The following is a 508-nucleotide window of genomic DNA, read 5'->3' on the forward strand; positions in this document are numbered from 1 at the left end:
CAACCCATAGTGAGTATGTTTTGCCTCTCCGGCGAAACCTCCTACCTCCTTCACAAGGCCCTGCCCGACGAAGTATACTTCGAGGGTTGGCCCTATGGGTCGCCTCGTGGGACCCTCATGCAGCCCGACAGCTACGCCATCTTGCGTTTCAAGAAGCTCAAATCCTTGAGCCAGATCCGCGCGATGGGCCAGCACTGGTTCCGTACAGCGTCGACGGACAATGCCGATCCTCAGCGCCGGACTATGAACCGTCTCCTCGTTGGATCTGAAGATCCTACGGCCGATGTCGAGGCGCTGCTCCCGGCGAAGAGACGCAAGGACGCGGTTTTAGCGATGGAGTGTTTGGTCAGCGCGTCACCCGAATACTTCCGCCCCGACGATCCTGCACGATACGGCCAGTGCGATCCGGCCAAGGCTGACCAATGCATCGACCGCACTATGACATGGCCCCACTCGCAGTACCGCGTCCGTCTCGCCTCAGCCTTTTTTCTGGTCATCGAGCCAACGC

At 59.6% G+C, this 508-nt stretch carries 1 protein-coding gene; it reads left to right on the top strand.

Translation table 11 applies throughout. From position 1 onward, the window contains the following. Positions 1–117: 117 nt before the first annotated feature. Positions 118–508: plasmid recombination protein (locus tag ACU8YC_RS26310; protein ID WP_446896164.1), on the top strand; the 391-nt coding region annotated here is incomplete at its 3' end.

The organism is Citrobacter sp. VF227 (assembly GCF_052950715.1).